The following is a 3,855-nucleotide window of genomic DNA, read 5'->3' as shown; positions in this document are numbered from 1 at the left end:
AGGATGCGCATGTCCCGGTGCGGCATGGCGCGCGTGGCCACCGCCCACAGCATCATCTCCGGGTCGTGGATGTCCACGTCCTCGTCGGTGACCACGAACATCTTGATGAACGGGTCATACGCCGCCGCCGCATACAGCGCCTGCCAGGGGTCGGCCTTGGTGTTGCGCTTGATCTTGATGAAGCAGGTGTAATACGCCGAGGTCTGCTGCGGGAAGTGCACGTCGAGCACGCCGGCCAGGTTGCAGTCGTACTTGAGGTGCTTGTAGAACGACGCCTCGAACGAGATCGACCGCAACCGCGTGCTCTCCGACGGCGGGAACTGCGACAGGATCGAGCACCAGATCGGCCGCTTGCGGTGCGTGATGGCGGTCACCTCCATGAAGTAGGAATTGACCGGCTGCGACATGAAGCCGTGCGTCTCGCCGAACGGCGCCTCGGGTTCGAGCTCGGTGGTCGAAATCTTGCCTTCGATGACGATCTCGGCGTAGGCCGGCACCAAAAGGTCCACCGTCTTGGCGCGCACCACCGGCAGCGGCGCGCCGGACAGCGCGCCCGCCACCTGCAGTTCGTCGGACTCGTAGGGAATCTTGGCGTTGGCCGCGTAGGACACGTACGGCGGCACGCCGATCACCAGCGCCGCCTCCAGCGGAATGCCCAAGCGCTTGCATTTCACCCAGTGCAGGCCGAGGTGCTGCGGCGGGTAGGTGAAACAGCCGATGCGATCCGGCGCCTTCACCTGGCCGCGGTAGTTGCCGATGTTGTAGATGCCGGTCTCGGGGTCCTTGGTGACCCAGTGCGAGAAGGTGGTGTAGGGACCGTTGTCGTAGCCCGGGGTCGAGATCGGGATCGGGAACTCGCCAAGGCCGCCATGTTCGGTGAGCGTGGCGCCCAGGTGCACCTCTTCCTGGCAGGGGCCGTGCTCGAGGACCTGCGGCGGCAGCGGATTGCGCAGCGCCTGCGAGACCAGCTCGAGCAGGTTCTCGCCCGGCTGCAGGCCAAGGCCGGTCTCGAACACCCGCCGCGAGGCGGCCAGGCAGCCGATGGCCAGATCGCTCTCGTAGCGGCGCCCGGTGACGCTGTGCGGGTTTTTGATCAAAAAGCCGCGCCGCTGGTCTTCCTTGAGGCCGCGAAACTGCAACCGCACCAGCGGATGGGCCTCGGTTTCGATGGCGATCGGCGCGTCGATTTCCCACAGCAGGTCGCGGGCGCGCAGATTGGTGATGTGCTCGCGAAAATCGATCGGCACATCGGCGTTGCGCAGCGCGGGTTTTTGAACGGCGGACATGGCGTCTCCAGGTGAAAGGCAGATCGGCAAGGAAAACGCTGATTTATTCAGTGTTTTCCGTCCGGGGCAGGATGCCCCAGCGTGAATCAAGGGCGTAACCCCTTGATTCACGGAGCGTCGCGCGGGCGTGTACCGCGTGACGGCGAGCTGAAAAATTCCAGGGAGGGAATTTTTCAGCATTTCCCAAGGGAGAGGCCATCCGTGGCCGGCGAAATCCGTCAGTGCCGAATAAATCCCTGCTGGGAATTTTTCAGCACCGCGTAAGTATGAATCGAACGGCCGGTAACCCGCCAAGGCACGGCTATCTCGCGCGGCGGACCGCTACATGTCGCCACGACAGATGCCTGCCGGTTGCGGCAGCAAGGGATTTTCGTGTGGGACGGCCGGATGCCGTCCAACGGCGACGCGAAATGCGGGCGGGAAACGGAGGGTGGCCGGCGCGTGGCCGGCCGCCGGATCAGACGATCAGCGCAAACACCACGCCCACCGCCACGATGGCGAGGACGGTGGCAAGCAGGGCCTTGGGCAGGGTGTCGATCATGCGCGGATTTTGAAGATGGCTCCCCGGGACGGGCTCGAACCGCCGACCCAGTGATTAACAGTCACTTGCTCTACCGACTGAGCTACCGGGGAAAAGAGGCCGCGTAGTCTAGGCGGCGGCCCGTCGGCGGTCAAGCCGACGGGCTGCTAACAAGCCGTTGAAAAACCCTTTTCAACGGTCCGCTAAACATCAGCCGAGCACCGCTTTCAGGCGGCGCATGGCCTCTTCGAGGTTCTGCATGCTGGTGGCGAACGACAGCCGCAGATAACCCGGCGCGCCGAAGGCACTGCCCGGCACCAGCGCGACCTCGGCCTTTTCCATCAGCCAGGCGGCGAGTTCCACGTCGTCGTTGACGCCCGGCGTGTTGGCGATGGCGCCCTCGACGCTGAAGAAGCAGTAGAACGCGCCGTCGGCCGGCGCGCAGCGGATGCCGCGGATGTCGTTCAGCGCCGCCACCACGAAGTCGTGCCGCTGCTTGAAGGCGGTGTTCATGTCCTTGATGAAGGACTGGTCGCCCTGCAGCGCCGCCAGCGTGGCGGCCTGCGAGATGGAGCAGGGGTTCGACGTGCTCTGCGACTGAATCTTGGCCATCTCGGCGATGACGCGCGCGTCACCGGCGGCGTAGCCGATGCGCCAGCCGGTCATCGAGTAGGCCTTGGAGACGCCGTTCAGCACCATGGTGCGCTCGTACAGCTCAGGACACGCGTTGACGATGTTCCGAAACGGCGTGCCGTCCCAGCGGATGTGCTCGTACATGTCGTCGCTGGCGATCCACACCTGCGGGTGGCGCAGCAGCACCTCGGCCAGCGCCTTGAGCTCGGCCTCGGAATACACGCTGCCGGTCGGGTTCGACGGGCTGTTCAGCACCAGCAGCTTGGTGCGCGGCGTGATGGCCGCTTCGAGCTGCGCCGGGGTGATCTTGAAGTGGCTGTCGAGGTTGGTCTCCAGCGCCACCGGCGTGGCGCCCGCCAGCAGCACGATGTCCGGGTACGACACCCAGTACGGCGCCGGGATGATCACCTCGTCGCCTTCCTCCAGCAGCACCTGCGCCAGGTTGTAAAAGCTCTGCTTGCCGCCGCTGGACACCAGAATCTGTGCCGGCTGGTAGCTGAGGCCGTTCTCGCGCGCGAACTTGTCGGCGATCGCGCGGCGCAGCTCGGGCGTGCCCTCGACCGCCGTGTACTTGGTGAAGCCGGCGTCGATGGCCGCCTTGGCGGCGTCCTTGATGTGCTGCGGGGTGTCGAAATCCGGCTCGCCGGCGCCGAGGCCGATCACCTTGCGGCCGGCGGCCTGCAGCTCCTTGGCCTTGGCGGTGACCGCCATGGTGGCGGACGGCTTGATGGCGGCGACACGGGCGGCGAGCTTGAGTTCCACGGCGGGTACCCCGATCTGGGCGGTTGACGAAAAAAGGGCGGCTACTATACGCACTTGCCCGTTTCAGGTCAGCCGCCGCGCTAATGTCCGACGCCTTCGAATTGCACAGTCCCTACCAGCCTGCTGGCGACCAGCCGCAGGCCATCGCGCGCCTGATCGAGGGCCTCGAGGCCGGCGAGGACGCGCAGGTGCTGCTGGGCGTCACCGGCTCCGGCAAGACCTTCACCATTGCCAACGTCATCCAAGCCGTGCAGCGCCCGACCATGGTGCTGGCACACAACAAGACGCTGGCCGCGCAGCTGTACGCGGAGTTCCGGGAGTTCTTTCCCAACAACGCGGTCGAGTACTTCGTCTCGTACTACGACTACTACCAGCCGGAAGCCTACGTGCCGGCGTCCGACACCTATATCGAGAAGGACGCCTCCATCAACGCGCAGATCGAGCAACTGCGCCTGTCCGCCACCAAGGCGGTGCTGGAGCGGCGGGACGTGATCGTGGTGGCGTCGGTGTCGGCCATCTACGGCCTCGGCGACCCGCGCATGTATCTGAGCATGGTGCTGCACCTGTCGCGCGGCGAGCGCATCGACCAGCGCGCCATCCTGCGCCGCCTGGCGGAGCTGCAGTACACGCGCAACGACCTCAACCTCACGCGCG

The 3,855-nt window shown here is 65.6% G+C and carries 3 protein-coding genes and 1 tRNA gene; 1 reads left to right on the top strand and 3 read right to left on the bottom strand.

Annotated features, from left to right (window positions below; all coding sequences use genetic code 11):
* The 3 genes from PHC73_RS12195 to PHC73_RS12185 all read right to left on the bottom strand — a co-directional run.
* Window positions 1-1,286, bottom strand: a 1,286-nt coding sequence (locus PHC73_RS12195) for a UbiD family decarboxylase (RefSeq protein ID WP_300128646.1), incomplete at its 3' end; no start/stop codon positions are given.
* Window positions 1,287-1,843: 557 nt separating this feature from the next.
* Window positions 1,844-1,919: transfer RNA gene (locus PHC73_RS12190), tRNA-Asn, on the bottom strand.
* Between the two features lie 97 nt (window positions 1,920-2,016).
* The gene (locus PHC73_RS12185) at window positions 2,017-3,201 is read right to left on the bottom strand and encodes a pyridoxal phosphate-dependent aminotransferase (protein WP_300128643.1); all 1,185 of its coding nucleotides are present in this window, start codon (window positions 3,199-3,201) and stop codon (window positions 2,017-2,019) included.
* 83 nt (window positions 3,202-3,284) lie between these two features.
* Between PHC73_RS12185 and PHC73_RS12180 the strand changes: the two genes are divergently transcribed.
* Window positions 3,285-3,855, top strand: a 571-nt coding sequence (locus PHC73_RS12180) for a DEAD/DEAH box helicase family protein (RefSeq protein ID WP_300128641.1), incomplete at its 3' end; no start/stop codon positions are given.

Origin of the sequence: Immundisolibacter sp. (assembly GCF_028696615.1) — a bacterium.
In the GTDB taxonomy this organism is placed as follows: domain Bacteria; phylum Pseudomonadota; class Gammaproteobacteria; order Immundisolibacterales; family Immundisolibacteraceae; genus Immundisolibacter.
The sequence above is the reverse complement of the archived record's forward strand: the minus strand, read 5'-3'. Positions and strand labels throughout refer to the sequence as shown.